The organism is Micromonospora eburnea, from assembly GCF_900090225.1.
Taxonomy (GTDB): Bacteria; Actinomycetota; Actinomycetes; order Mycobacteriales; family Micromonosporaceae; genus Micromonospora; species Micromonospora eburnea.
Window position 1 is genome coordinate 1877956 of record NZ_FMHY01000002.1, and the last position, 26945, is coordinate 1904900.

General features: G+C 72.4%; 19 protein-coding genes and 1 pseudogene. 9 read left to right on the forward strand and 11 right to left on the reverse strand.

Going from position 1 to position 26945, the window contains the following annotated elements:
- Positions 1-1131 carry an aminotransferase class I/II-fold pyridoxal phosphate-dependent enzyme gene (locus tag GA0070604_RS08895; RefSeq protein WP_091117157.1) on the reverse strand — a complete coding sequence of 377 codons (1131 nt, stop codon included), beginning with the start codon at positions 1129-1131 and terminating at the stop codon, positions 1-3.
- Positions 1132-1356: 225 nt separating this feature from the next.
- Positions 1357-1776, reverse strand: coding sequence for a hypothetical protein (locus GA0070604_RS08900; protein WP_091126988.1), 420 nt, complete (start codon positions 1774-1776; stop codon positions 1357-1359).
- Positions 1777-1875: 99 nt separating this feature from the next.
- Between GA0070604_RS08900 and GA0070604_RS08905 the strand changes: the two genes are divergently transcribed.
- The gene (locus GA0070604_RS08905) at positions 1876-2958 is read left to right on the forward strand and encodes an LCP family protein (RefSeq protein ID WP_091117161.1); all 1083 of its coding nucleotides are present in this window, start codon (positions 1876-1878) and stop codon (positions 2956-2958) included.
- A 38-nt stretch (positions 2959-2996) separates the two neighbouring features.
- Here the strand turns inward: GA0070604_RS08905 and GA0070604_RS08910 are convergent, their stop codons facing one another.
- A complete protein-coding gene (locus tag GA0070604_RS08910) occupies positions 2997-5438 on the reverse strand; it encodes a Tex family protein (RefSeq protein ID WP_091117164.1) in 2442 nt (813 codons plus the stop codon).
- Between the two features lie 112 nt (positions 5439-5550).
- Between GA0070604_RS08910 and GA0070604_RS08915 the strand changes: the two genes are divergently transcribed.
- On the forward strand, positions 5551-7062 hold the full coding sequence (locus GA0070604_RS08915) for a deoxyguanosinetriphosphate triphosphohydrolase family protein (protein ID WP_091126989.1): 1512 nt from the start codon (positions 5551-5553) through the stop codon (positions 7060-7062).
- 1 nt (position 7063) lies between these two features.
- Here the strand turns inward: GA0070604_RS08915 and GA0070604_RS08920 are convergent, their stop codons facing one another.
- The 4 genes from GA0070604_RS08920 to GA0070604_RS08935 form a co-directional block, all read right to left on the reverse strand.
- Positions 7064-8206, reverse strand: coding sequence for an MBL fold metallo-hydrolase (locus GA0070604_RS08920; RefSeq protein WP_091117167.1), 1143 nt, complete (start codon positions 8204-8206; stop codon positions 7064-7066).
- A 340-nt stretch (positions 8207-8546) separates the two neighbouring features.
- The gene (locus tag GA0070604_RS08925; protein ID WP_091117169.1) at positions 8547-9308 is read right to left on the reverse strand and encodes a succinate dehydrogenase/fumarate reductase iron-sulfur subunit; all 762 of its coding nucleotides are present in this window, start codon (positions 9306-9308) and stop codon (positions 8547-8549) included.
- Positions 9305-11242 carry a fumarate reductase/succinate dehydrogenase flavoprotein subunit gene (locus GA0070604_RS08930; RefSeq protein WP_091117172.1) on the reverse strand — a complete coding sequence of 646 codons (1938 nt, stop codon included), beginning with the start codon at positions 11240-11242 and terminating at the stop codon, positions 9305-9307. Before GA0070604_RS08930 ends, GA0070604_RS08925 begins: the two co-directional genes overlap by 4 nt.
- A 1-nt stretch (position 11243) precedes the next feature.
- Positions 11244-11927, reverse strand: a complete 684-nt coding sequence (locus tag GA0070604_RS08935; protein ID WP_279615718.1) for a succinate dehydrogenase cytochrome b subunit — start codon at positions 11925-11927, stop codon at positions 11244-11246.
- A gap of 77 nt (positions 11928-12004) precedes the next feature.
- Between GA0070604_RS08935 and GA0070604_RS08940 the strand changes: the two genes are divergently transcribed.
- Together GA0070604_RS08940 and GA0070604_RS08945 are read left to right on the forward strand one after the other, a co-directional pair.
- The gene (locus tag GA0070604_RS08940; protein WP_091117176.1) at positions 12005-12943 is read left to right on the forward strand and encodes a LysR family transcriptional regulator; all 939 of its coding nucleotides are present in this window, start codon (positions 12005-12007) and stop codon (positions 12941-12943) included.
- A 296-nt stretch (positions 12944-13239) separates the two neighbouring features.
- On the forward strand, positions 13240-15297 hold the full coding sequence (locus tag GA0070604_RS08945; RefSeq protein ID WP_208601993.1) for a multicopper oxidase family protein: 2058 nt from the start codon (positions 13240-13242) through the stop codon (positions 15295-15297).
- 121 nt (positions 15298-15418) lie between these two features.
- On the opposite strand, the gene hrpA is transcribed toward GA0070604_RS08945, so the two are convergent.
- The gene (hrpA, locus tag GA0070604_RS08950) at positions 15419-19414 is read right to left on the reverse strand and encodes an ATP-dependent RNA helicase HrpA (RefSeq protein WP_091117182.1); all 3996 of its coding nucleotides are present in this window, start codon (positions 19412-19414) and stop codon (positions 15419-15421) included.
- Positions 19415-19568: 154 nt separating this feature from the next.
- On the opposite strand from hrpA, the gene GA0070604_RS08955 reads away from it, so the two are divergent.
- The gene (locus tag GA0070604_RS08955; protein ID WP_244161799.1) at positions 19569-20036 is read left to right on the forward strand and encodes a cytidine deaminase family protein; all 468 of its coding nucleotides are present in this window, start codon (positions 19569-19571) and stop codon (positions 20034-20036) included.
- On the opposite strand, the gene GA0070604_RS08960 is transcribed toward GA0070604_RS08955, so the two are convergent.
- Both GA0070604_RS08960 and GA0070604_RS08965 read right to left on the reverse strand, forming a co-directional pair.
- On the reverse strand, positions 20037-20396 hold the full coding sequence (locus tag GA0070604_RS08960; protein WP_091117187.1) for a YciI family protein: 360 nt from the start codon (positions 20394-20396) through the stop codon (positions 20037-20039).
- Positions 20397-20432: 36 nt separating this feature from the next.
- Positions 20433-21365 (reverse strand): MerR family transcriptional regulator, encoded by a 933-nt coding sequence (locus tag GA0070604_RS08965; protein ID WP_091117190.1) that lies wholly within the window; start codon positions 21363-21365, stop codon positions 20433-20435.
- Between the two features lie 158 nt (positions 21366-21523).
- On the opposite strand from GA0070604_RS08965, the gene GA0070604_RS08970 reads away from it, so the two are divergent.
- The 4 genes and pseudogenes from GA0070604_RS08970 to GA0070604_RS08985 all read left to right on the forward strand — a co-directional run bounded on the left by GA0070604_RS08970 (position 21524) and on the right by GA0070604_RS08985 (position 25698).
- The gene (locus tag GA0070604_RS08970; RefSeq protein ID WP_091117192.1) at positions 21524-22570 is read left to right on the forward strand and encodes a FecCD family ABC transporter permease; all 1047 of its coding nucleotides are present in this window, start codon (positions 21524-21526) and stop codon (positions 22568-22570) included.
- A 147-nt stretch (positions 22571-22717) separates the two neighbouring features.
- Entirely contained in the window at positions 22718-23764 is a 1047-nt protein-coding gene (locus GA0070604_RS08975) for a FecCD family ABC transporter permease (protein ID WP_244161800.1), read from the forward strand.
- Positions 23761-24567, forward strand: a pseudogene (locus GA0070604_RS08980) (ABC transporter ATP-binding protein); the annotation flags it as partial. The gene GA0070604_RS08975 and the pseudogene GA0070604_RS08980, both read left to right, overlap by 4 nt.
- Positions 24568-24753: 186 nt before the next feature.
- Complete coding sequence (locus GA0070604_RS08985) at positions 24754-25698, forward strand: ABC transporter substrate-binding protein (protein WP_091117194.1); 945 nt, start codon at positions 24754-24756, stop codon at positions 25696-25698.
- Between the two features lie 108 nt (positions 25699-25806).
- On the opposite strand, the gene GA0070604_RS08990 is transcribed toward GA0070604_RS08985, so the two are convergent.
- A complete protein-coding gene (locus tag GA0070604_RS08990) occupies positions 25807-26832 on the reverse strand; it encodes an endonuclease domain-containing protein (RefSeq protein WP_091117197.1) in 1026 nt (341 codons plus the stop codon).
- Between the last annotated feature and the right edge of the window lie 113 nt (positions 26833-26945).

The following is a 26945-nucleotide window of genomic DNA, read 5'->3' on the forward strand; positions in this document are numbered from 1 at the left end:
TCAGCCACCGTTCAGGAAACGCTCGATCGCGGCGGTCACCCGATCCGCCTCCCCGTCGGTCAGCACCGATCCGCTGGGCAGGACGAGTCCGTGCGCGAACAGGTTCTCCGCCGCGCCGGTGAGGTACGCCTCGGCGCCGGCGAAGACCGGCTGTAGATGCATGGGTTTCCACACCGGTCTGGTCTCGATCCCGCCCGCCGCCAGCCAGGTGGCGAGGTCCGCGGCGCGCCAGCCGGCGACGGCCGGGTCGACGGTGATCGCCGTCAGCCAGCAGTTCGCGCCCTGGTCCTCCTCGGCCAGCACGTGCACGCCGGGGACGGTGGCGAAGAGCTTGGCGTAGCGCTCCCGCAGCCCACGCCGGCGCGCCATCATGCCGTCCAGCCGGCGCAGCTGGGCCCTGCCGAGGGCGGCGAGCAGGTTGCTCAACCGGTAGTTGTAACCGACCTCGACGTGCTCGTAGTGCGGCACCGGCTGGCGTGCCTGGGTGGACAGCCGCCGGCAGTGGGCCACCAGTTCGGCGTCGTCGGACAGCAGCATGCCGCCGCCCGAAGTCGTGATGATCTTGTTGCCGTTGAACGAGAGCACGGCGGCCCGGCCGAACGAGCCGGCGGCCCGCCCGTTCCGCACCGAGCCGAGCGCCTCGGCCGCGTCCTCCACCACCGGCACGTCGGCGTCCGCGCAGAGCGGGAGGATCCGGTCGTAGTCGGCGCACGCCCCGAACAGGTCCACGGGGACGACCGCCGCGATCCGGCGGCCCGAGCGGCGGAGGTCGTCGAGAGCCTGGTGCAGCAGGTCGGGGTCCAGGTTGCCGGTCGCGGGATCGCAGTCGACGAAGACCGGTTCCGCTCCCGTGTACACCGCCGCGTTCGCCGTGGCCACGAAGGTCAGCGTCGGCACGACGACGACGTCCCCCGGGCGGGTCCCGAGCGCGAGCAGCGCCAGGTGCAGCCCCGCGGTGCCGGACGACAGGGCCACCGCGTGGGCCAGGCCGATCCGCTCGGCCACCTCGTGTTCGAAGGCTCCGAGGTCCGGGCCCGCGGGCGCCACCCAGCCGGCTCGGAGCGCGTCCAGCACGTACGACTCCTCCAGCGCGCCCACGTCGGGGGCGGAGAGCAGGATCCGCTCGGTCATCGACGCCCCATGCGGGCCGGGGAGACCGGGGGCTGGCACGTCTGGTGTGGGGCAGTCACGGAGCGGCCTCCGACCTTCTCGGGGCGGGCGACGACCGGATGGGCCCGCTGAACGCTTCTTGTTGTCGTAACGAGCCCCGATCCTTGCCAGTAGCGGCTCTTGCTCGGAATTAGTGGCAATTCGGCGGAAAGGCGAGCGTCGCCCGGACCTGCTGGACCGGACCGGTCAGGGCCAGTCGTCGCCGGCGGCCAGCCGGCGGGTGAGCAGGTCGCGCAGCGGGATGGACTCGCCGTCGCGGCCGCCTCGCCCCACGATCAACGGCGCCGGCTGCGGTGACGGGTCGGCGCCGAACAGGCGTGCCCGGAGGCTGGGCGGAAGGCTCAGCAGGTAGAAGTTGCCCTGCGCGTCGACGGCGCGGATCCGGGCCCGGTCGACGTACCACCCGGTGAGCCGGCTGCGGTATGGCCGACCGCCGTCGTAGGGCTGGACGGTGAGCCGCACGCGACGCAGGCCGCGCTGGGTCGCCTCGGCCGCGAACCAGGCCACCAGCCGGGCGGCCTCCGCCGCCTCGTCGGCACGGCGCCGTTCGTCCGCGTCGGCGTGCGCGCGTACGGCGCGTTCCCGTTGCTCACGCCAGGCGTGCATCCCGTCGTCCACGAACCAGACGGTACGCGACGGATGACCGGGAGAACCTGCCTGGTTAGCACATCTTTGAGGGGTTCACGGCGTATTGTTCGCCGTGTGATGGAGCAGGCCTATCTGGGGGACGTCTCCCCAAAGCGACGGCCGCCGTGGAACCCGAACGGCCACCGGGGTGGCGGCCGCCGGCGTTGGTGGCCCCGACGCCGGTGGGCGCAGGTGGCGGCCGTGCTCGCGATCCTCGCGGTCCTGGTGACCGGTGGCGGTGGCCTTGCCGGCTGGCTGTATCTGCGATCGCTGGAGCACGAGGTCGACCGGGTCGACGCGTTCCAGGGCCTGCCGGAGGAGCAGCGGCCGGTGCGGGCGGCGGACTCGGCGCTCAACTTTCTGGTGGTCGGCAAGGACAAGTCCGAGCCGGGCGACAGTGTCTCGCGTACCGACACGATCATGCTGGTCCACGTGCCGCACAGCCGGGACCGGGCTCAGCTGATCTCGATTCCCCGCGACACCTGGACCACGATCCCGGAGTCGTTGCCGGAGGACGGCGGCGGACCGAGGAAGGCGAAGATCAACGCGGCGTACGCGTGGGGCGGGAGCCGGCTGCTGGTCCGCACGATCGAGCAGTTCACCGGGGTGCGCGTCGACCACGTCGTCGTGGTGGACTTCGCGGGCTTCGGCAAGGTGATCGACGTCCTCGGCGGGGTCGACGTCAACGTCGACAAACCGTTCACGCCACAGCAGGTGCCGGGCCCGGTCCTGCAACCCGGCGTGCACCGCATGGACAGCGCCCTGGCACTGGACTACGCCCGGCAGCGCAAGCAGTTCGCCGACGGTGACTTCAGCCGGATGCGGCACCAGCAGGCGCTCGTCGCCGCGGTGATGCAGGAGGCCGGCCGGAAGGGCGTGCTGGCCAACCCCGGCCAGCTCGACGACTTCCTCCGGGCCACCGCCGGTGCGGTGCAGGTGGACCAGAGCCTGTCGGTGGTCGACACCGTGTGGGACCTCCGCCAGATCCGGTCCCAGGACATCACCATGCTGACGAGCCCCACCACCGGGGTGGGCATGGTCGGCGACCAGAGCGTCGTCTTCCCGGACCTGCCGGCCTCGGCGAAGCTCTTCGCCGCGGTGAAGAACGACAAGATGGACGACTGGCTGGCCGAGAACCGCGCCGAGACCAACGGGAACTGAACCGGTGGCCCGGGACCGGGGTCCCGGGCCACCGGAGGTCAGGCCAGACCGGCCCGGCGCAGCGCCTCGGCCATCTCGCTGTTGACGGGCGCGGCACCGCCGCCGCGCCCCTGCCGCTGCTGCGGGCCGCCGCGGGAGCCCGCCCGGTCCCCGCGCCCGCCGCCCTGGCCGTCCCGCGGACCGCCGGCCTGGCCACCGCGAGCGCCCCGCTCCCGTCGGCCACCGTCACCCGTCGGCCGTCCGCCGCCGGCCGGCGCCTCGTCGTCCAGCCGCAGGGTCAGCGAGATCCGCTTGCGAGGTACGTCCACGTCCAGCACCCGGACCCGGACCACGTCGCCGGACTTCACCACGTCACGCGGGTCCTTCACGAAGGTGTGCGACATCGCGGAGACGTGCACCAGGCCGTCCTGGTGCACGCCGACGTCGACGAACGCGCCGAACGCGGCCACGTTGGTGACCACGCCCTCCAGCACCATGCCGGGCGTCAGGTCGCCGATCGTCTCGACCCCCTCGACGAAGGTCGCCGTCCGGAACTCGGGGCGCGGGTCGCGGCCGGGCTTCTCCAGCTCGGCCAGGATGTCGGCCACCGTGGGCAGGCCGAAGGTCTCGTCGACGAAGTCGGTGGCCCTGAGCCCGCGCAGGATCCTGCTCTGCCCGATCAGCGCGCGCAGGTCCTGCCCGGTGTGGGCGAGGATCCGCCGCACCACCGGGTACGCCTCGGGGTGCACGCTGGAGGAGTCCAGCGGGTCGTCCCCGCCGGGGATACGCAGGAAGCCGGCGCACTGCTCGAACGCCTTCGGGCCGAGGCGGGCCACCTTCTTCAGGTCGGCCCGGGTCCGGAACGGCCCGTTGGCGTCCCGGTGCAGCACGATGTTCTCCGCCAGCCCCGCGCCGATGCCGGAGACCCGGGTGAGTAGGGGAGCCGAGGCGGTGTTGACGTCGACGCCGACCGCGTTGACGCAGTCCTCGACCACCGCGTCCAGCGACCGGGACAGCTTCACCTCGGACAGGTCGTGCTGGTACTGCCCGACGCCGATCGAGCGCGGGTCGATCTTCACCAGCTCGGCGAGCGGGTCCTGGAGGCGGCGGGCGATGGAGACCGCGCCGCGCAGCGACACGTCCAGCCCGGGCAGCTCCTGCGAGGCGTACGCGGAGGCGGAGTAGACCGACGCCCCGGCCTCGGAGACCACCACCTTGGTCAGTTTCAACTCCGGGTGCCGCTTGATCAGGTCGCCGGCCAGCTTGTCTGTCTCCCGGCTGGCGGTGCCGTTGCCGATGGCGATCAGTTCGACCTGGTGCGCCGCGGCCAGCTTGGCCAGGACGTCGATCGAGGCGTCCCACTGCCGGCGCGGCTCGTGCGGATAGATTGTGTGGGTGGCGACCACCTTGCCGGTGGCGTCGACCACGGCCACCTTCACGCCGGTGCGCAGGCCCGGGTCCAGCCCCATGGTGGCGCGGGTGCCGGCGGGCGCGGCGAGCAGCAGGTCGCGCAGGTTGGTGGCGAAGACCCGGACGGCCTCCTCCTCCGCGGCCTGCCAGAGTCGCATCCGCAGGTCCGCGCCGAGGTGGATGAGGATCCGGGTACGCCAGGACCAGCGCACCGTGTCGGCCAGCCACCGGTCGGCGGGGCGCCCCTGGTCGCTGATGCCGAACCGGCCGGCGATGGCCGCCTCGTACCGGGTCGGGCCGGTGACCGCCGCGTCGGAGTCGCCCTCCGCCTCCGGGTCCATGGTCAGGTCGAGTACGCCCTCCTTCTCGCCCCGGAACATGGCGAGGATCCGGTGCGAGGGCAGCTTCGGGTACGGCTCGGCGAAGTCGAAGTAGTCGGCGAACTTGGCGCCGGCGCTCTCCTGGCCGTCGCGTACCCGGGAGACCAGGCGGCCCCGCGACCACATCTGCTCCCGGAGCGTGCCGATCAGGTCGGCGTCCTCGGCGAAGCGCTCGATGAGGATGGCCCGGGCGCCCTCCAGCGCGGCGGCCGGGTCGGCGACGCCCTTGTCCGCGTCCACGTAGCCGGCGGCGGCCGTCTTCGGGTCCTGCGTCGGGTCGGCGAGCAGCGCGTCCGCCAGCGGCTCCAGCCCGGCCTCGCGGGCGATCTGTGCCCGGGTACGCCGCTTCGGCTTGTACGGCAGGTAGATGTCCTCCAGCCGGGACTTCGAGTCGGCGGCCATGATCTGCGCTTCGAGGGCCTCGTCGAGCTTGCCCTGGGACCGGATCGACTCCAGCACCGCGGCGCGCCGCTCGTCCAGTTCGCGCAGGTAGCGCAGCCGCTCCTCCAGGGTGCGCAGCTGCGCGTCGTCGAGCAGGCCGGTGGCCTCCTTGCGGTAGCGGGCGATGAACGGCACGGTGGCGCCGCCGTCGAGCAGCTCCACGGCCGCCCGCACCTGACGTTCGGCGACGCCGAGTTCCTCGGCGATCCGCTGATGAACAGACTGGGTCACGATCTTGATCCGCCTTCTCGGGTGGGTTCCGTCCTGCATTGTGCCGCTCGCCCCCGACGGCACGCGCGACCCCCGGCCCGGCGCGGCGCCGCCCGGTCGCGTCCGTGACCCGTCGCTGCTGACCGGCCCGCTGCGCTACCGTGGGCGGATCATGGATGTACCTGCGGATCCGCGGACCCGGCGGCTTTTCGGGGGCAGCGCCCGGACGCTGGGCGACCTGGCTGCCAGCCCGTTCCGGGCCGACCGGGACCGGATCGTCGCGTCGCCGTTCTTCGCCCGGCTGAACGGCGTGACCCAGGTGATCAGCCCGGGCGGGTCCGGGCTGCTGGTGCACAACCGGCTCACCCACAGCCTCAAGGTCGCCCAGGTGGCCCGGGCGATCGCCGAGCGACTCACCGCCGACCCGGCGTACCGCGACCTGTTGGACAAACTGGGCGGCTGCGACCCGGACGTGGTGGAGGCCGCCGCGCTGGCCCACGACCTCGGGCACCCGCCCTTCGGGCACCTGGGGGAGCGGGTGCTGGACCGGCTGGCCCGCCAGCGGCTCGGGCTGCCCGACGGCTTCGAGGGCAACGCCCAGTCGTACCGGATCGTCACCAGCACGGAGATCCGCGGCGCGGCGACGACTGGGCTGGACCTGACTGCGGCGGTCCGGGCGGCGCTGCTGAAGTATCCGTGGACCCGCCTGGACCACCCGGACCCGCACCCGCGGCACCTGGACCCGGCGCCGCGCGGCGCGGCGGCCCCGCCGGACGACCCGGAGAGCGGGTCGGTGAAGTTCGGCGCGTACCGGACCGAGCTGGACGACCTGCGGCAGGCCCGGGAGCCGTTCGCCGGGCGGCTCCCGGACTGGCAGCAGACCCCGGAGGCGTCGGTGATGGACACCGCCGACGACATCGCGTACGCCATCCACGACGTGGAGGACTTCTATCGGGTCGGGGTGCTCCAGCAGGGCGCGGTGGCCGCCGAGCTGATGGCCTGGCAGCGGGAGAGCGGACGGTTCCGCGCGATCACCGACGCGGCGCTGACCGCTGCCGGCCGGCGGCCGGGCGCGGCCATCGAGCGGCTCCGCCGCCAGCTGCACCGCAAGGACGCCTGGATCGCCGACGACGAGGCGTTCGCCGCCGCCGTGGAGCACGTCCGCGAGGAGCTGGTGGACGGGCTGCTGGCGCTGCCGTTCGACGGCTCGATCGAGGCGGAGCAGTACGTGGCGCGCTTCTCCGCCCGCTGGTCCACCCGGTTCGTCGAGGCGATCACCGTGGCACCGGAGCCGGACGTCCGCTCGGGCCACGTGCTGCTGGCCAAGGCGCAGTGGCACGAGGTGCAGGTGCTCAAGTTCGTCCACCACCGGTTCGTGCTGGCCCGCCCCGACCTGGCGCTGCACCAGCGGGGCCAGGCGCGGCTGCTCGGCGCACTGGTGGAGGCGCTCTGGGAGTGGCTGCTCGACCCGGAGGAGGAGTCCCGGCTGCCGCGCCGGCTGCACGACCTGGTCGAGCTGGCCGAGGCGGAGCTGCACCCGCGTACGCCGGACCGGATCGGTCGGGCCCGGGGCCGGGCGATCGTGGACTTCGTCGCCCAGCTCACCGACGGTCAGGCGGTGGCGATGCTGGACGCCCTCTCCGGCCGCTCCGGCGCCCTCTGGACCGACGCCTTCGTGCTCTGAGTCAGGCGATGGCCTGCCACCAGCCGTCCACCGGCGGCGGATCGTCCACCACGACCCGCTCGCCGGGACGCGGCACCGCCAGCCGGACGTCCCGGGCCTTGGCCTCGGCCCAGAGCCGGTCCACCGGCTCGGACCAGTCGTGCAGGGCCAGGTTGAAGGTGGCCCAGTGCACCGGGACGAACAGGTCGCCACGCAGGTCCAGGTGGGCGGCGACCGCCTCCTCCGGGAACATGTGGATGCTCGGCCAGGCCCGGTCGTACGCCCCGATCTGCATCAGCGTGACGTCGAACGGGCCGTGCTCGGCGCCGATCCGGGCGTAGCCGTCGAAGTAGCCGGAGTCGCCGGTGTAGAAGACCTTCCGCTGCGCCCCGGCCACCACCCAGGAGCTCCACAGGGTGCCGTCGCGGCGCAACCCGCGGCCGGAGAAGTGCTGGGCGGCGGTGGCGGTGAGGGTCAGCTCGCCCACCCGATGGCTCTCCGACCAGTCCAGCTCGACGATCCGCTCCTCCGGCACGCCCCAGCGGTCCAGGTGGGCGCCGACCCCGAGCGGGACGACGAACGGCGCGGACTGGTGGGTGAGCAGCCCGAGTACGGTGGCCATGTCCAGGTGGTCGTAGTGGTCGTGCGAGATGACGATCGCATCGACGCGGGGCAGCTCGTCGAGGCGTACCGGCGGTTCGTGGATGCGGCGCGGACCGATCAGGGCGGAGGGGGAGCAGCGGTCGCTCCACACCGGGTCCACCAGCACCCGGCGCCCCTCGATCTCGATCAGGATCGAGGCGTGGCCGTACCAGACGATGCTCAGCTCGCGGGCGCGGTCCGCCGGGGCCGGATCGGCCGGGCGCAGCAGCGGGACGGCGTTGCCGGGCCGCCGCTTCTGCTTGCCGAAGAGCAACTCCTTGAGCAGGTTGCGCCCCGGGTCGCCGACCATCGTGCGGGTGCTCGTCGGGTTGTGGAAGGTGCCGTTCCGGAATCGGGGGGAGCGGGCGGCGCGTTCGGCCCGCGCTCCGGTGAGCCGGCCGCCGAGCTGCGCCGGCACGTCGCGGCCCACCCAGGCCAGCCCGGCCAGGGCCGCGACCCCGGCCGTCCGCCACAGCCGGCGGCTCAGTGCCCGCTCGACCGCCTGCTCCTCCGCTGCGCCCATCGCCGTCCTCCCGCCGTGTCCCGCCGGCCACCATCGCGTGCACCCGTGGCGTGGCGCAAGGTGGCCCAGGCCGCGCTGGCCCACCGCGGCCGCCGCTGGTGGCCGCCGCCACCGAGTACACGGTAGCCACCCGACGCCGGACATGGGTGATCCACTCCATGCTGCGCAAGCGGCGGTCACCTGGGCCGCCGAGACCACCACGTGCCGTACCCGGAGTCGATCAAGGCGTGGCCGGGGCCGGCCGCTGCGGTGGCGTACCCCGGAAACGGCCGACCGCCGCACCCGGGTGATGGTGCGGCGGTCGGTCGGTGGGTCGGTGGCGGGCGGAGCCGCCGTGGGCTCAGGAGCCCGGGGTGCCGGCGCGCAGGGCGGACGCCTTGAGGTAGTCCCGGTTGAGCCGGCCGATGTTGCTCAGCGGGATGCCCTTCGGGCAGGCCGCCGCGCACTCACCGATGTTGGTGCAGCCGCCGAAACCGGCCTCGTCGTGCGCGTCCACCATGCCGATCACCCGGGTGTACCGCTCGGGCTGGCCCTGGGGCAGCAGCGAGAGCTGGGTGATCTTGGCGGCGGTGAACAGCATTCCGGAGCCGTTCGGGCAGGCCGCCACGCAGGCACCGCAGCCGATGCAGGCCGCCGACTCGAAGGCGGCGTCCGCGTTGGCCTTGGCCACCGGGGTGGCGTGCGCCTCCGGGGCACTGCCGGTCGGCGCGGTGACGTACCCACCGGCGGCGATGATCCGGTCGAAGGCGTTCCGGTTGACCACCAGGTCCTTCACCACCGGGAAGGCCCGGGCCCGCCACGGCTCGATGTCGATCGTGTCGCCGTCGGAGAACTGCCGCATGTGCAGCTGGCACGCGGTGGTGCCGCGCTGCGGGCCGTGTGCCTCGCCGTTGATCATGAGGCTGCACATGCCGCAGATGCCCTCGCGGCAGTCGTGGTCGAACGCGATCGGCTCCTCGCCGGCGAGGATCAGCCGCTCGTTGAGCACGTCGAGCATCTCCAGGAAGGACATGTCCGGGGACACGTCCTCGACCTGGTAGGTCACCATCCGACCCTTGTCCTCAGGGCCCTGCTGGCGCCAGATGCGCAGGGTCAGATTCACTTGTAGCTCCGCTGCGTGGGGTGGACGTATTCGAACTGCAGGTCTTCCTTGTGCAGCACGGGCTGACCGGTGCCGGTGTACTCCCAGGCCGCCACGTAGGCGAACCGGTCGTCGTCGCGCTGCGCCTCACCGTCGGGGGTCTGGTGCTCGGCCCGGAAGTGGCCGCCGCAGGACTCCTCGCGGTGCAGGGCGTCGATGCACATGAGCTCGGCCAGCTCGAAGAAGTCGGCCACCCGGCCGGCCTTCTCCAGCGACTGGTTGAGCCCCTCGCCGTCGCCCGGGACGCGGACCCGCTGCCAGAACTGCTCGCGCAGGTCGCGGATCTCGTCGATCGCCTTGCGCAGCCCGGCCTCGGAGCGCTCCATGCCGCAGTGCTCCCACATGATCTGGCCCAGCTCCCGGTGGAACGAGTCCACCGTCCGGTCGCCGTTGATGGAGAGCAGCTTCTGGAGCCGCTCCTCGACGGCCGCGCGGGCCGCCACCGCCTCCGGGTGGCTGGCGTCGACCTTCCCGAACGAACCGGCGTTCGCCAGGTAGTTGGGCAGCGTGTTCGGCAGCACGAAGTAGCCGTCGGCCAGGCCCTGCATCAGCGCCGAGGCGCCGAGGCGGTTCGCGCCGTGGTCGGAGAAGTTGGCCTCGCCGATCACGAACAGGCCCGGGATGCTCGACTGGAGGTCGTAGTCGACCCAGAGGCCACCCATCGTGTAGTGCACGGCGGGGTAGATCCGCATCGGGACCTCGTACGGGTCCTCGCCGGTGATCCGCTCGTACATCTCGAAGAGGTTGCCGTACTTCGCCTCGATGGCCTTGCGGCCGAGCCGCTTGATGGCGTCGGCGAAGTCCAGGTAGACGCCGAGCCCGGTCGGGCCGACGCCGCGCCCCTCGTCGCAGACGTTCTTCGCGGCACGGGAGGCGATGTCGCGGGGGACCAGGTTGCCGAAGGAGGGGTAGATCCGCTCCAGGTAGTAGTCCCGGTCGTCCTCGGGGATGTCCCGGGGAGCGCGGTTGTCGCCCTTGGCCTTCGGCACCCACACCCGGCCGTCGTTGCGCAGCGACTCGCTCATCAGGGTCAGCTTCGACTGGTGGTCGCCGGAGACCGGGATGCAGGTCGGGTGGATCTGGGTGTAGCAGGGGTTGGCGAAGTACGCGCCCTTGCGGTGCGCCCGCCACGAGGCGGTGACGTTGCAGCCCTTGGCGTTGGTGGAGAGGTAGAAGACGTTGCCGTAGCCGCCGGAGGCGAGCACGACCGCGTCGGCCATCTCGGTGGTGATCTCACCGGTGACCAGGTCCCGCACCACGATGCCGCGCGCCCGGCCGTCGACGACGACCAGCTCCAGCATCTCGTGGCGGGCGTTCATCTCCACGTTGCCCAGGCCGATCTGCCGTTCGAGTGCCTGGTACGCGCCGAGCAGCAGCTGCTGACCCGTCTGGCCCCGGGCGTAGAAGGTGCGCTGCACCTGCGCGCCGCCGAACGAGCGGGTGTCCAGCAGGCCGCCGTACTCCCGGGCGAACGGGACGCCCTGGGCGACGCACTGGTCGATGATGTTGACCGACACCTCGGCCAGCCGGTGCACGTTCGACTCCCGGGAGCGGAAGTCGCCGCCCTTGACGGTGTCGTAGAAGAGCCGGTGCACCGAGTCGCCGTCGTTGCGGTAGTTCTTCGCGGCGTTGATGCCGCCCTGGGCGGCGATCGAGTGGGCCCGGCGCGGGCTGTCCTGGTAGCAGTAGGACTTGACGTGGTAACCCTGCTCGGCCAGGGTGGCCGCGGCGGAGCCGCCGGCCAGACCGGTGCCCACCACGATCACGGTCAGCTTCCGGCGGTTGGCCGGGTTGACCAGCTTCGCCTCGAAGCGGCGCCGCTCCCACCGGGTCTCGACGGGGCCGTCCGGGGCCTTGGTGTCGGCGATCGGGTCGCCTTCGGTGTAGAGATCCATGTCACGCCACCAATCCGGTGAGTACGGCGAACGGGACCACCAGGTAGCCGGCGCAGAGCACGACGGCGAAGACCAGGGCGGCGGCGCGGGCCCGCTGCTCGCCCTTCGGAGTCTGCTGGCCGAGGCTGCGGAACGCGCTGGCGGCGCCGTGCCGCAAATGGAAACCGAGCGTGACGACGGCCAGCGTGTAGAAGAGCGTGACGTACCAGCGCTCCGGGGCGAAGTCGGCGACCACGTTGCCGTACGGGTTGCTCGGGTCGCCCTGCGGGTTCAGGTGACCGGTGGTCAGGTCCAGGATGTGGTAGATCACGAAGAGCAGGATGATCACCCCACCCCAGCGCATCGTGCGGGCCGCATAGTTGACGTGCACCTTGCGGCGGTGCGCGTACGCCACCGGGCGGGCGGCGCGGGAGCGCATCGCCAGGACGGTGGCGGAGCCGATGTGGCCCAGCACCGCCGCGACCAGCACCGTGCGCTGGATCCACAGGTACCAGGTCGACGGCAGCAGCGGCGTACCGATGTCGCGCAGCCAGTGCGCGTAGTGGTCGAACGAGGTCTCGCCCGTGAACACCTTCAGGTTGCCGAGCATGTGCAGGATCAGGAACAGCACCAGGAGGATGCCCGTCACCGCCATGACGGCCTTGAGGCCGATGTTGGAGCGGATGGGCGACCGAGTTTTCGTGATTACCACGCGACCGACGCTAGGAGCCGTTCGATCAGTCGTCCAATGCATCGACCTCGCAGCCTTGATAGTCGTAGGCTATGAAGGTGCAGCTTCATCAGCTCCGATACTTCGTTGCGGTCGCAGAAGTACGACATTTCACCCAAGCGGCCGAGCTCGTGGGCATTACCCAGCCCTCTTTGAGTAAGCAAATTCACGCCCTGGAGACCGGCCTCGGGGCCCCGTTGTTCGAGCGGGTAAGGGGCAACATCGCCCTCACCGCGGCGGGGGAGGTGCTGCTGCCGCTGGCCAAGCGGATCCTCGCCGACGTCGACACCGCCACCCGGGAGGTGCAGGAGTTGGTGGGGCTGCGCCGCGGCCGGGTCCGCCTCGGCGCCACGCCCAGCCTGGCCACCTCGCTCGCGCCGCAGGTGCTGCGCCGGTTCCGCGACGCCCATCCCGCCGTCGACCTGCGCGTCGAGGAGGGCGGCTCCCAGGACCTGGTACGCGACCTGCTCCGCGGCGACCTCGACCTGGCGCTGATCATCATGCCCGCGGCCGGCACCGACCCGGGGCTGCGCGCCGACCCGATCCTGCGGGAGAGCCTGGTGGTGGCCTCCGTGGACCCGCTGCCGGCCGCCTCCGTCAACGGCGAGGTGCGCATCACCGATCTGCGCGAGCAGCCTCTCGTGATGTTCCGCGAGGGCTACGACCTGCGCGACGCCACCCTCCAGGCGTGCCGGGAGGCCGGCTTCGAGCCGACCCTCTCGGTGGATGGCGGGGAGATGGACGCGGTGCTCAGCTTCGTCGAGGCGGGGCTCGGCGTCGCGCTGGTGCCGGGCATCGCGGTGGCCCGCCGGCCCGGCATCCGGGTCACCCGGCTCGCCCGGCCCGGCGTGGGCCGGACCATCGCGGTGGCCCGCCGCCGGGACGTGGTGCCCACCCACGCTGGCCGCGAGCTGCGCCGCATCCTCCTGGAGTACGTCCACGACGCCACCGTCGGCAACGAACTCCCGCCCGGGGTCGAGCCGCTGCCGTAGGGCGTCGTCCGGCGCCTGAGCCGGCCGAGTCCGTCGTGCCCGGCCGGGTCGGCGCCACGTGTTCACCGAGGTGATTGGGAGCTCGACGGGGCAGTCCTCGCAATGAGGGTCATTCAGGTATTGGAGGGATGTGGCTGCCGTTCCGGCCCGATCGATGGTGAAACCGGATAATAATCACGTATTGGTCCATCGACGTGTATCCGGGCACGCGGTGCAGAGGCGCGGGGGTGTAGTGAATGTCGGATCTTGTAGAGACGCCGGTCAGGCCACTGAGTCGGCGTATGTTCATCAAGTCGGTGGGCGTTGCGGGAGCCAGTGTGGCGCTCTACGCCTACCTGCCGGGTGGCGGCACCCAAGCGCTGGCCCAGATTCCTGGGGGCACGCTTGACCCGACCACGGTGCCGAAGTTCGTTACACCGCTGCTCATCCCGCCGGCGATGCCACGGGCGGATGTCATCTGTTCGCGCGGCGAGCAGATCGACTACTACGAGATCTCGGTCCGCCAGTTCCAGGAGCAGATCCTGCCGGCGGGACTGCCGGCTACCACGGTGTGGGGATACGGCCCCGTTGGCGGGGGGAAGAAGCACGGACGCAAGCAGGCCGACCTCCATCACGCGCCGTCGCTGACCATCGAGGCGCGATACGACCGACCGGTCCGAGTCAAGTGGATCAACGAGCTGGTCGACCAGTGCGGCAACTTCCTGCCGCACCTGTTGCCGGTCGACCCGACCCTGCACTGGGCCAACCCGCCGCAAGGGACGGATCCCGCGGTAAACGGGTCGGGCCCGCGGGATTCGCGGCCCGAGTTCACCTCGACGCCGGGGCCGTACACGGGCCCGGTACCCCTGGTGACCCACGTGCACGGTGCGGTCGGGGTGGGCGACGAGAGCGACGGGTACACCGAAGCGTGGTACCTGCCCGACGCGGACGACATTCCGGCCGGCTTCGCCACTGTGGGCACCTGGTACAACTTCTTCAAGGGCAAGGCGGCGGCGAAGTTCGACGTGACCTGGAGGCCCGGGCTCGCCATCTTCCAGTACCCCAACACGGACCGCGCCTCGACCAACTGGTACCACGACCACACGCTGGGCCTGACCCGGCTCAACGTGTACGCCGGCCCGGCGGGCTTCTACCTCCTCCGCGGCGGCCCGGCCGGCGACGACGCGGTACGCGACAGCCGCACCGGTCGCCGGGCGGTCCTGCCAGGGCCGGCGCCGCAGGAGAACGATCCGCCGAACAGGCGCTACCGCGAGATCCCACTTGCGATCCAGGACCGGTCGTTCAACGCCGACGGGTCGCTGTTCTACCCCGACAGCCGCGCGTTCTCCGACGGCATCGTGGGCCCCTACATCCCGGACGGGCCGTTCTCGCCGATCTGGAACCCGGAGTTCTTCGGCAACACCATCATGGTCAACGGCAACACCTGGCCATTCCTGGAGGTCGAGCAGCGCCGCTACCGCTTCCGGGCCCTCAACGGCTGCGACGCGCGCTTCCTCATTCTCGACTTCAACCAGATCCCGGGCGTCGAGGTGTGGGCGATCGGAAACGAGGGCGGCTTCCTCGCCGCCCCGGTGAACCTCACCGCGACCAACGGGAACCAGCTGCTGATGAGCCCGGCCGAGCGGGCTGACCTCATCGTCGACTTCACCAACGTGCCGGTCGGGAACCATGTGCTGCGCAACGCCGGCCCCGACGGGCCGTTCCCGAGCGCCGCCGTCGCCGACCCGGCCACGACGGGCCAGATCATGCAGGTCCAGGTCGTGCCGCGAGTGGGGCCGGACCACACCACGCCACCGGAGTTCCTCCAGTTGCCGGGCATCACCCCGCTGCCGGCGGAGACGCTTACCCGGGGGCTGGCGCTCGTCGAGCAGGCGGCCACGGGATTCGACGCGAGCGGCGATCCCGTCGAGGGGCCGGTGGAGGTGCTCCTCGGCACCGTAGCCCCCGATCCGAACACCGGCGCCCTGGTGTGGACCGCGAGAGGATGGGCGGAACCGGTCACCGAGAACCCAGCGACCGGCGCCACCGAGGTGTGGGAGCTCTACAACACCACCGTTGACGCTCACCCGATCCACATTCACGAGGTGAAGTTCGAGGTGGTGAACCGCCAGGACATCATCGCGGACCCGGCCACCCAGACGGTTCAGGTCGTGGGTTCGACGCAACCCCCGCGGTCGTGGGAGACCGGCTTCAAGGACACCGTTGTGGCGCTCCCGGGCCAGGTGACGCGGGTGAAGGCACGGTTCAGCACCCCCGGCCAGTTCGTCTGGCACTGCCACATCGTGGAGCACGAGGACAACGAGATGATGCGGCCCTACCGCATCGGCCCGAGACAGCCCGGCCAGCCGGAATGACCCTGGCCGCCGCAGGCGGGATCAGAGCCGTCCGACCGGCAGAGCGAGGCGGACCGCGTCGGCGACCGCCCACTCTGCCGGTCCAGCCGGCAGCGTCCGGACGCGCTGTCACTCAGCCCCGTCAGCGCCCCTCGGCCTCGTCCATCGCCCGGTAGATGCGCTGCTCGGAGACCGGGTACGGGGTGCCGAGCGCCTGGGCGAAGATGTTCACCCGCAGCTCCTCGATCATCCAGCGGATCTGCCGTACCGCCGCCGACTGCCGTCTCGCCGGCGGCAGGGCGTTCAGCATGTCCTGGTACTCCCGCTGCACCACGGCGATCCGATCCTGCTGCTGCTTGTCCCGCTGCGGATTGCCGGGCAGCCGGTCCAGCCGGCGCTCGATCGCGGTGAGGTAGCGCAGCAGGTCGGGCAGGCGGGCGTACCCGGCCTCGGTGATGAAGCCCTTGTGCACCAGGCCGCCGAGCTGGTTGCGGATGTCGGCCAGGGCGGCCACCACGGCGAGGTTCCTCGTCGCACCGAGCCGCTGCTCCACCGCGTACGCGGCCGCGAGCACCTGGCGGACCCGGCCCATCACCTCGACCACGGTGTCGACCAGGTCGGCGCGTACCTTGTCGCGCAGCGCGGCGAAACCCTCGGCGTCCCAGGCCGGGCCGCCGGCGTCGGCGGTCAGCCGGTCGATCGCCGCGCCGGTGGCGTCCTCGATCAACGCCTGCACCCCGCCGTGCGGGTTGCGGGACAGCGCCAGCTTGGCCTCGTTGGAGAGGCGACCCTGGAGGAACTTCGCCGGGGACGGCAGGGTCAGCCGGAGCAGCCGCCGGGTGCCCGCCCAGTGCGCGGCCTCCTGCTCGGCCGGGGAGTCGAACACCTTCACCCCGACCGTGGTGCCCTCGTCGACCAGGGCCGGGTACGCGGTCACCGCGTACCCGGCGCGGACCTGCTCGATGGTGCGAGGAAGATCGCCGATGCTCCACTCGGTGAGCCCGGTCCGGGCCACGTCCGGCGCGGCGGCGGCGACGACCTGGCGTACCTCCTGGCGGAGTTGGCGTTGCAGGGCCGGCAGGTCCTTGCCCTCGGCGACCGGTTTGTCGTCGTCGCCGAGCACCCGGAAGGTGACCCGCAGGTGTGGCGGCAGCTTGTCCAGGTCCCAGGACTGCGGCGGCACGGTCACCCCGGTCATCCGGCGCAGCTGCCGGGCGAGCGCGTCGAGCAGCGGCTCCTCGCCGGGGGTGATCGCCGCCAGCGCCGCCCGGGCGTAGTCGGGCACCGGGACGAAGTTGCGCCGCAACGCCTTGGGCAGCGACCGGATCAGCGCGATGACCAGTTCCTCGCGCAGCCCGGGCACCTGCCAGTCGAAGCTCTCCGCCGGCACCTGGTTGAGCAGCGGCAGCGGGATGTCCACGGTGACCCCGTCGGTCGCGGTGCCCGGGTCGAAGGTGTAGGTCAGCGGAAGGGTCACCCCGTCGGCCCGCCACTCGTCCGGGTAGTCGGCCTCGTCCACCCCGCCGCGACCGGTGTTCACGAGCAGATCGCGGGTGAAGGTGAGCAGGTCGGGCCGCTCCCGGCGGACCTTCTTCCACCAGGTGTCGAAGTGCCGCCCGGAGACCACGTCGGCGGGGATCCGCTGGTCGTAGAAGTGGAAGATCGTCTCGTCGTCGACCAGGATGTCCCGCCGCCGGGCCCGGTTCTCCAACTCCTCCACCTCGGCGAGGAGCCGTTGGTTGTCCCGCCAGAACTGGTGGTGGGTCTGCCAGTCGCCCTCGACCAGGGCGTGCCGGATGAACAGCTCACGGGACAACGGCGGGTCGATCCGCCCGAAGTTGACCTTGCGGGAGGTGACGATCGGGATGCCGTACAGGGTGACCTTCTCGTACGCCATCACCGCGGCCTGCTTCTTCTCCCAGTGCGGCTCGCTGTAGCTGCGTTTGACCAGGTGCTGGGCGAGCGGTTCGACCCACTCGGGCTCGATCCGGCCGGCGACCCGGCCCCAGAGCCGGGAGGTCTCCACCAGCTCGGCGGCCATCACCCAGCGCGGCGGCTTCTTGAATAGCGCCGAGCCGGGGAAGACCGCGAACTTCGCCCCGCGCGCCCCCAGGTACTCGTGCTTCTGGGCGTCCTTGAGCCCGAGGTGGGAGAGCAGGCCGGGCAGCAGCGACTGGTGCACCTTCGGGGTGTCGATCTCCTCCGGCAGGTCCGCGCCGGCCCCGCGGCGCCCGTCCCCCTTTTCTCCGGTACGCAGCACCTGACGCAGCTGGCTGACGATGTCCTGCCACTCGCGGACCCGCAGGTAGTTCAGGTATTCCGCCTTGCACATCCGCCGGAACGCGCTGGACGACAGGGCCCGCTGCTGCTCACGCAGATACCGCCACAGGTTGAGGTACGCGACGAAGTCCGACTCCTTGTCGGCGAACCGGGCGTGCGCCTGGTCGGCCTGGGCCTGCTTCTCCGCCGGCCGCTCGCGCGGATCCTGGATGGAGAGCGCGGCGGCGATCACGATCACCTCGGTGGCGCAGCCGTTGCGCTCGCCCTCCAGGACCATCCGGGCCAACCGCGGGTCGACCGGGAGCTGGGCCAGCCGCCGGCCCAGCGCGGTGAGCCGCTTCGCCGGGTCGGTCTCGGCCGGGTCGAGCGCGCCCAACTCGTGCAGCAGGTTCACGCCGTCGGTGATGTTGCGCCGGTCCGGCGGGTCGATGAACGGGAACGCGGCGATGTCGCCGAGCCCGATCGAGGTCATCTGGAGGATGACCGAGGCGAGGTTGGTGCGCAGGATCTCCGGATCGGTGAACTCGGGACGGGAGGAGAAGTCCTGCTCGTCGTAGAGGCGGATGCAGATGCCGTCCGAGGTACGCCCGCAGCGCCCCTTGCGCTGGTTGGCCGACGCCTGCGACACCGGCTCGATCGGCAGCCGCTGCACCTTGAGCCGGCTGGAGTAGCGGGAGATCCGGGCGGTGCCCGGGTCCACCACGTACTTGATGCCGGGCACGGTCAGCGAGGTCTCCGCGACGTTGGTGGCGAGCACCACCCGGCGCCCGGCGTGCGGGGCGAAGACCCGGTGCTGCTCGGCGGTGGACAGGCGGGCGTACAGCGGGAGGATCTCGGTGCCGAGCAGGGACCGCTTCTTCTGCACCAGCTTGCCGAGCGCCTCCGCGGTGTCCCGGATCTCCCGCTCGCCGCTGAGGAAGACCAGGATGTCGCCGGGCCCCTCGGCGGCCAGTTCCTCGACCGCGTCGCCGATGGCCTGGATCTGGTCGCGGACGTTCTCCTCGTCGGCCTCGTCCTCATCCTCGCCCTCGGTGACCTCGACCAGCGGCCGGTACCGCACCTCGACCGGGTAGGTCCGGCCGGACACCTCGACGATCGGCGCCGGGTTGCCCTCGGCGTCGGCGAAGTGCTTGGCGAACCGGTCGGTCTCGATGGTCGCCGAGGTGATGACCACCTTGAGGTCGGGGCGGCGGGGAAGGAGCTGCTTGAGGTAGCCCAGAATGAAGTCGATGTTGAGGCTGCGCTCGTGCGCCTCGTCGATGATCAACGTGTCGTACTGGCGCAGCATCCGGTCGGTCTGCAACTCGGCCAGCAGGATGCCGTCGGTCATCAGCTTGACCAGGCTGTTCTCGCTGACCTGATCGGTGAAGCGCACCTTGTAGCCGACCACGTCGCCCAGCTCGGTGCCCAGTTCCTCGGCGATCCGGTCGGCGACGGTCCGGGCGGCGAGCCGGCGGGGCTGGGTGTGCCCGATCAGCCCGGTGATCCCGCGCCCCAGCTCCAGGCAGATCTTGGGTAGCTGGGTGGTCTTGCCGGAGCCGGTCTCGCCGGCCACGATCACCACCTGGTGGTCGCGGATGGCGGCGGCGATGTCGTCCTTGCGCTCGCTGACCGGCAACTGGGCCGGGTAGGTGACCACCGGCACGGCGGCTCGCCGGGCGACCAGTCGGGCCTCGGCCCGCGCCACCTCGGCCGCGATCTCGGCCAGCGCCGCGTCGCGCCGCTGCGGGTTGCGCAGCTTCCGGACCCCGTCCAGCCGGCGCTGGAGCCGGCGCTGGTCGCGGAACATCAGGGGGGAGAGGCGGCGGTGCAGGTCGCGGGCGGTCTCGGCGGCGGCGGGTACGGCTGGATTCTGCATGTCGTCGCCAAGGATAGGCAGCCGCGCGCCGGAGCGCTCCCGGGTTACCGCCGGCGGCCGGGATCCACGACACTCACCCGGCACTGCGTGAACGCCGCCGGACGCCGCACTAGAGTTGGCCGCCGACCGAGGTCGACGACGGGACGTGATGATCATGCGGGACACCGACCGGGCGCTGGTGCAGGCCGCCACGGCCGTCGCCAAGCTGCGCTGCCGAAGCGACAACCACAGCGTCGCCGCCGCCGCGCGGACCACCGACGGCCGGGTCTTCACCGGCGTGAACGTCTACCACTTCACCGGGGGCCCGTGCGCCGAGGTGGTGGCCATCGGCGCCGCCGCCACCCAGGGCGCCGGTGAGCTGGAGACCATCGTCGCGGTGGGCGACCGCGGCCGGGGTGTCATTCCGCCGTGCGGTCGATGCCGGCAGGTGCTCCTCGACTACTTTCCGTCGATCAAGGTGATCGTCGGTCCGATGGACGCGCTGCGCGCGGTCCCGGTCGCCGACCTGCTGCCCGAGACGTACGTCTGGTCGGACCACCAGGTGGAGGTGCCGGCCGCGCCGCGAACCGGGGTGTGGCCGCTGCCGGTGGTGCCGGGCAGCCGCCAGGCCGCGGAGGACTAGTCAGTCCCCGGACGCCACCTCCAGCATGGACGTGGGCACCGGGACCTGCTCGAAGCGGAGCACGCCCTCCGGCACCATCCAGCTCATCACCCGGGCGACCAGCCGCCCGGCGCGCACCGCGGGATCGTTGGCGTAGATCTCGCGGGCCATCTGTGGGTCCACCGAGAGCACGGCGAGACCGTGGATCCGCTCGTCGTCGCCGCCGAGGAACGGGCCGGCGGCCAGCAGCGCCCCCTGCTCCACCAGCCCCGCCTGGTGGGCCAGGTGCGCGTCCTGCAACCGGTCGACCGCGTCCTGGGGCAGCTCGGGCGGGTCGTCGGGACGCACCAGGAGGACCACGGTGTGCTGGTCGAATCGCATGCTCTCAGCGTAGGGCGCAAATGGGTTGAAAAAGGGTCACCCCGGGGTTCGGGCCCGCAGGGCGCGGATCGACCAGTCGAGGATCGGGGCCAGGTTCTCGGTCGCCGACCAGCCGTTGATCACCGAGAGCAGGTGCAGGTATCGCTCGCGACGAGGATCGTTCGCGGATTTCAGCCGGTCCAGCAGCCGTCGCCGGAGGTCGGTGTCGTCGGGGCGGCCGCAGAGCCGCGCGTACCGGTCCGTGATCGCGGCGACGACCGGATCGGCTCGGCGCGAGGTCGGATCGACGCCGGCGGCCAGGGCCGGCCCGACCTGCTCCCGGGCGACCGCGACCGCGTCCCGGCGTACGGCCGGCGTGCCGGCCCGGTCCGCCGCGTGCTGCTCCGCCAGCCGCCGCAGGCTGGCCCGAAAACCCGGGTCCTGGGCGAGTTCGGCCAACTCCACCCAGGCCTCGACCTGTTCGGCGTCGGCGTCGTCGGGGAGTTCCGGGGTCAGGGTGCGCCTGATCCCGGCGAACGCGGGGTCGGCCGGCAGGCCGGTGAAGGCGGCGTCCAGGAACTCGTCGATCAGTCGCCGGCGCTCGGCGTCGGAGAGCTTCGCCAGCTGGTGCACGAGCCTCATCTCCTCTGGTGTGGACCCGCGCCGGGCGACCGCGGTCAGCACCGCGCGCCGCAGCCGCAGCACCCGGATCTGGGCCGCCAGCGCCTCGGCGTGCGCCGCGGCGACCTCGGGCAGGGAGATCTCCCGGTCCACGATGCCGCGGATCGTGGCCAGGTCCAGTCCGAGGTCGCGCAGCGTGCGTACGAGGTCGAGCCGGGCGGCGGCGTCCAGGTCGTAGCGGCGCTGGCCGGTGGGGCTGCGGTCGGTGGGCGGCACGATCCCCTGGTCGGAGTAGAAGCGGATGGTCTTGACCGTCATCCCGGTCCGTCGGGCCAGGTCGCCGATCGAGTAGAGCCGCTCGCCGTTCATGCCCTTACCTTTGCGCCTCCCGTCAGGGGAGCCGCAAGCGCCACGCAGCGTCGCGTCGCCGTTCGCCCCGGCGGCGGAAGATCGACGATCCCGAGTTAGGTTCGCCTAACCTTCTCCGTTAAGGTAAGGCGAACCTAAGCCAACAGGACGGACTGCTCGTGACCAGCGTCGCCGTCCGGCCCGCCCGGGCCGGCACCCCCACCCGCCGAGGCGTCGGCCGCCGCCTCGCGGTCACCCTGGCGGCGGCGCTCCTGCTCACCGTCGCGCTGGCCGCCAGCCTGGCGCTCGGCAGCCGGCCGCTGCCCGTCGAGGCGGTGTGGGCCGCGCTCACCGCCCCGGACGGCGGGGAGGCCAGCACGATCGTCCGGGAACTGCGGCTGCCGCGTACCGCCCTGGGGTTGGTCGTCGGGCTCGCCCTGGCCCTCGCCGGCGTGCTCTTCCAGGCCGTCACCCGCAACCCCCTCGCCGAGCCGCGCATCCTCGGCGTCAGCGCCGGCGCGTCCGTCGGCGTGGTGCTGGCCATCGCCGTCTTCGGCGTCGGCACCCTCACCGGGTACGTCTGGTTCGGCGTCGGCGGCGCACTCCTCGCCGGCCTGCTGGTCTTCGCCGTCGCCAACCGCACCCGCGAGGGCGCCAGCCCGGTCACCCTCGCGCTGGTCGGCGCGGCCCTCGACGCCAGTCTCGGCGCCGTCGTGTACGCGCTGCTCAGCATCGACGCCCGCACCTTCGAGGAGTACCGATTCTGGGTGGTCGGCGGCCTGACCGGCCGGGACGTCGGCGTCGCCGGGCAGGTGCTCCCGTTCGTCCTCGCCGGCGTCGCGCTCGCCGCCCTGGTCGCCCGAGGGCTGGACGCGCTCGCGCTCGGCGACGACGTCGCCCGCGGCCTGGGGCACCGGATCGCGCTGGTCCGCCTCGGCGCCGGGGCGGCCGGCGTGCTGCTCACCGGCGCCGCGGTCGCCGCCGCCGGGCCGATCGCCTTCGTCGGGCTGGCGGTGCCGCACCTGGCCCGGGCACTGGTCGGCGCCGACCACCGGTGGACCCTGCTGGTCGCCGGACTGCTCGGCCCGGCCCTGCTGCTCACCGCCGACATCGTCGGCCGACTCGTCGCGCCGCCCGGCGAGATCCCGGCCGGCATCGTCACCGCGCTGCTCGGCGCGCCGCTGCTCGCCTACCTGGTCCGCCGCGCCCGGGTGGTGACCACGTGAGCGAGCGGAGCGAGCGAACCATCTGGCTCAGTAGCGTGGCGCCTCGCGCCGCCGGTGAGCGAAGCGAGGAGGCACCGTGAGCGAGCGAACCATTGGGCTCGGTAGCGTGGCGCCTCGCGCCGCCGGTGAGCGAAGCGAGGCGGCGGCGTGAGCGGGCCGAGTCTCGCCCTGCCCGGGCGGTCACTGCTGCGGGTCGGGCCGGTCACCGTACAGGTCCGCCGTCGCCCGGTGCTCGTCGCCGCCACCCTGTTCCTGCTGCTCGCCGGTGCCGTCGTGGTCAGCCTCTCGCTCGGCACCCCGTACGTCGCACCCGGTGACGTGCTGCGCTCGCTCTCCGGGGCCGGCACCCCGTACGACCTGGTGGTGCTGCACCTGCGACTGCCCCGCGCGGTGCTCGCGGCGCTGGCCGGGGCCGCGTTCGGCGTGGCCGGCACCCTGATCCAGAGCGTCGCCCGCAACCCGCTGGCCAGCCCCGACGTCATCGGTGTCACCCAGGGCGCCGGGCTGGCCGCGACGGTGGCCCTCACCGGCGGCGCCGCCGCGATCCTGGTCGCGCCGGCCGCGCTGCTCGGCGGCCTGGTCGCGGCGGTCGCGGTGTTCGCCCTCGGGGCCCGGCACGGGCTGGCGGCGCAACGTTTCGTCCTCGCCGGGGTGGCGGTGGCGTTCGCGTTCCGCGCGCTCACCGAGGTGGTGATGCTCACCGCCGACCCGATCGACGGGCTGCGCGCCCAGGTCTGGCTGATCGGCACCCTCGCCGGCAAGGGCTGGACCGAGGCCGCCTGGATCGGGGCCACCCTCGCCGTGCTGCTGCCGGTGCTCGCCTGGGCCGGTTGGGCGCTGCACAGCACCGCGCTGGACGACGACACCGCCCGCGGCGTCGGGCTGCGTCCGGTGGCCCGCCGGGTCGGGCTGGCCGCCACCGGTGTGCTGATCGCGGCCACCGTCACCGCCCAGGTCGGCGCGGTGGACTTCGTCGCCCTGGTCGCCCCGCAGGTGGCCCGCCGGCTGGTCCGGGGGGAGCGGCCACCGCTGCTCTGCGCCGCGCTGCTCGGGGCACTGCTGCTGGTGCTCGCCGACCTCGGCGGTCGCCGCCTGTTCGCGCCCACCCAACTCCCCGCCGGGGTGCTCACCGCCGCCATCGGGGGGCCGTACCTGATGTTCCTGTTGCTGCGTACCCGAGGGAGGCGGTCGTGACCGCGATGCTGTCCACCCGCGACCTGGTCGTCGGCTACGACGGCCGGACCGTGCTGGACGGGCTGGACCTCGACCTGCCCGCCGACGCGTTCACCGTCATCGTCGGGCCGAACGCCTGCGGCAAGTCCACCCTGCTGCGCACCATGGCCCGGCTGCTCGCCCCACGTCGCGGCGCCGTGCTGCTCGACGGTACGGCGATCCGCGACCTGCCCACCCGCGAGGTGGCCCGGCGCCTCGGCGTGCTGCCGCAGAGCCCGCTGGTGCCCGAGGGGATCACCGTGGCGGACCTGGTCGGCCGCGGCCGGCAGCCGTACCAGCGGTGGTGGCGGCAGTGGTCCCCGGACGACAGCCGGGCCGTCGAGCGGGCCATGGCCCTCGCCGACGTCGCCGGGCTCGCCGACCGGGCGGTGGACACCCTCTCCGGCGGGCAGCGGCAGCGGGTCTGGATCGCGATGACCCTCGCCCAGGACACCGAGGCGCTGCTGCTGGACGAGCCGACCACCTTCCTCGACCTCGCCCACCAGGTGGAGGTGCTGGACCTGCTGCACCGGCTGCGGGCCGAGCGTGGCCGGACCGTGGTCGCCGTGCTGCACGATCTCAACCAGGCCGCCCGGTACGCCGACCACCTGGTCGCCATGCGGGACGGCGCGGTGGTGGCGGCCGGGCCCCCGCGCGAGATCCTCACCGCCGACCTGGTCCGGGCGGTCTTCGGGCTCGACTGCGTGGTCGTGCCCTGCCCGGTCACCGGCGCCCCCCTCGTCGTGCCCGCCCTCACCCACACCTCGGCGGCCCCGCCCGCCCCGGCCGATTCTCCGGCCCGGCCTGCTGCTCCGGCTTCGCCTGTTGCGCCGGCCCCTCCTTCCGCCCTGGCCACCCCGGAGGCTTCCCCGGTTCCGGCTGCCGCGCCGGTCCCCCCTGCTCCGGCCCCGGCCGGCTCCTCCGTCGGCGACGCCTGAGCGCCCGCCGACCCGTACCACGAAAGGACCCTGATGCGTCGTCTCGCCGTCGCCCTCACCGCGGCCCTCGCCCTCGGTGTCGGTCTCACCGCCTGTGGGGAGAGCGACCCCGCCCCCGGTGCGGCCACCGGGGACACCCGGGAGATCACCCACGCGATGGGCACCACCAAGGTGCCCGCCGAGCCGAAGCGCGTGGTGGTGCTCGACACCGACAAGTTCGACACCGCGCTCTCGCTCGGCGTCACGCCGGTCGGCGCGGCGACCGCCGGTGAGGCGAAGAGCTGGCCCACCTACTTCGGCGCGGAGAAACTCGCCGGAATCAAGGCGGTCGGGGTGCTCACCGAACCCGACCTGGAGGCGATCAACGCGCTCAAGCCCGACCTGATCCTCGGCAGCAAGTTCCGCCAGGAGAAGTTCTACGACGAGCTGTCCGCCATCGCGCCGACCGTCTTCACCGAGCAGGTGGGCGTCACCTGGAAGGAGAACTTCCTCCTCGACGGCAAGGCCCTGGGCAAGGAGCAGCAGGCTCACGACCTGCTCGCAGCGTACGAGAAGCGGGCGAAGGAGTTCGGCGCCTCGCTCGGCGACGCCGCGTCCCGCCAGATCTCCATCGTCCGCTTCATGCCCGGCAACATCCGGGTGTACGGCCCGGAGTCGTTCTCGGGCATCGTCATCGGCGACACCGGGCTGGGCCGCCCCGTGCGGCAGCGCCTCGACGGCAAGAAGGACAAGCGCTTCGACCAGGTCAGCCCGGAGCGGGTCAACGAGGTGGACGGCGACGTCATCTTCGTCACCGCGTACGGCGAGAAGGCCGCCGCCGAGCAGACCAAGGTCACGGCCGGCAGCCTCTGGCAGGGTCTCGCCGCGGTCAAGGCCGGCAAGGCCCACGTCGTCGCCGACGAGACCTGGATGACCGGCATCGGCGTAACCGCCGCCAACAAGATCCTCGACGACCTGGAGAAGTACCTCTCCGCCTGACCCGTCGCGCCGCATCGCGCTCCTGCGGCCCGCAAGATCGCACTCGATTCAGGAAGTAGTGGCCTCGTCCGCATGGGAGGCCACTACTTCCCTGTTCGAGCATGATCTTCACGTCACGGCAGCGCGCCAGCCGCGGGCACGCAGTGCCGCGCGCACCTCGGTGAGGATTCCGTCGAAGTCGTGCCGAAAGCGTTTCGCTGTGACGTGCAGGACGATCCACTCCGCCCCGAGCAGCCGGTTGAGCCGTTGACGGTCCCGGTGGAACTGCTCCGGGTCGTCGTGCCACAGCCCGTCGTATTCGACCGCGACCCTGAACTCCGGCCACGCCAGATCCAGCCGGGCGATGAAGCGCCCCTGTTGCGACACCACCCACTGCGTCTCAGGGCGGGGCAGACCGGCACGCACCAGGCGCACCCGCGTGCGGGACTCCTGCGGGGACTCGGCGCCGGCGTCGGCAAGATCGACGGCGCGCAGCAACGATCGCCAGCCGCGCCTGCCGGCCCTGGCCAGGGCGTACTCCCGTAGGGCGGTGACGTCGGTGAGCCCACGGGCCAACAGGCCGTCGATGAGCACCACCGCCTCGATCACGTCGAGCCACCGCGCCAGGTCCCAGCAGGTACGCGCTGGCGAGGTGACCAGGATGCCCGCCCGCTCCACGACGTCGCCCGGGTCCACCTCGGCGCGGTGCACCCGCAGACCGCTCATTGGTCCCCGCTGGCCGGGCGCGCAGCCCGGCCTCGCCGGGGCGGCGTCGGAAGTCCGTGCCAGACGGACGGCCGGCGCGGAGCCAGGTGCCGGCGCGGCCGGTGCGGGGACGGGTGCCGAGAGGGCTCGTGGCGGTGTGGGGGTGAGCACGTCGACGGGCTGCTCGGGAGCGACGTGCCCGACGCGGTAGAGGGCGGCGGCCGAACGGCCGGCGATGGCGGTGCCGGCGGGCACCAGCCAGCGGAGCACGGCGGCGCACCGGTCGGCATGGGTCACGCTCAGCTGTGCGTCGGCGTAGACGTCGCGAAAGAGCGGCCGCCAAGCCGAGCTGCGGAGATCGTTACGGGTCAGCAGACCACGCCGCACCGCAACGGAGCCACGAAAGATCCGACCGCGCAGTTGGGGCGGTCGCCGAGGAGCTTTGGGCATACGCACACGCTGCCCGATTCCGTGCCCCGGCGCTGCCCCTGTGGATAACCCGGAACGCCGCTCGCCAAGATCGTGCTCAAACGCGGAAGTAGTGGCCTCCCAGGAGCTGGGAG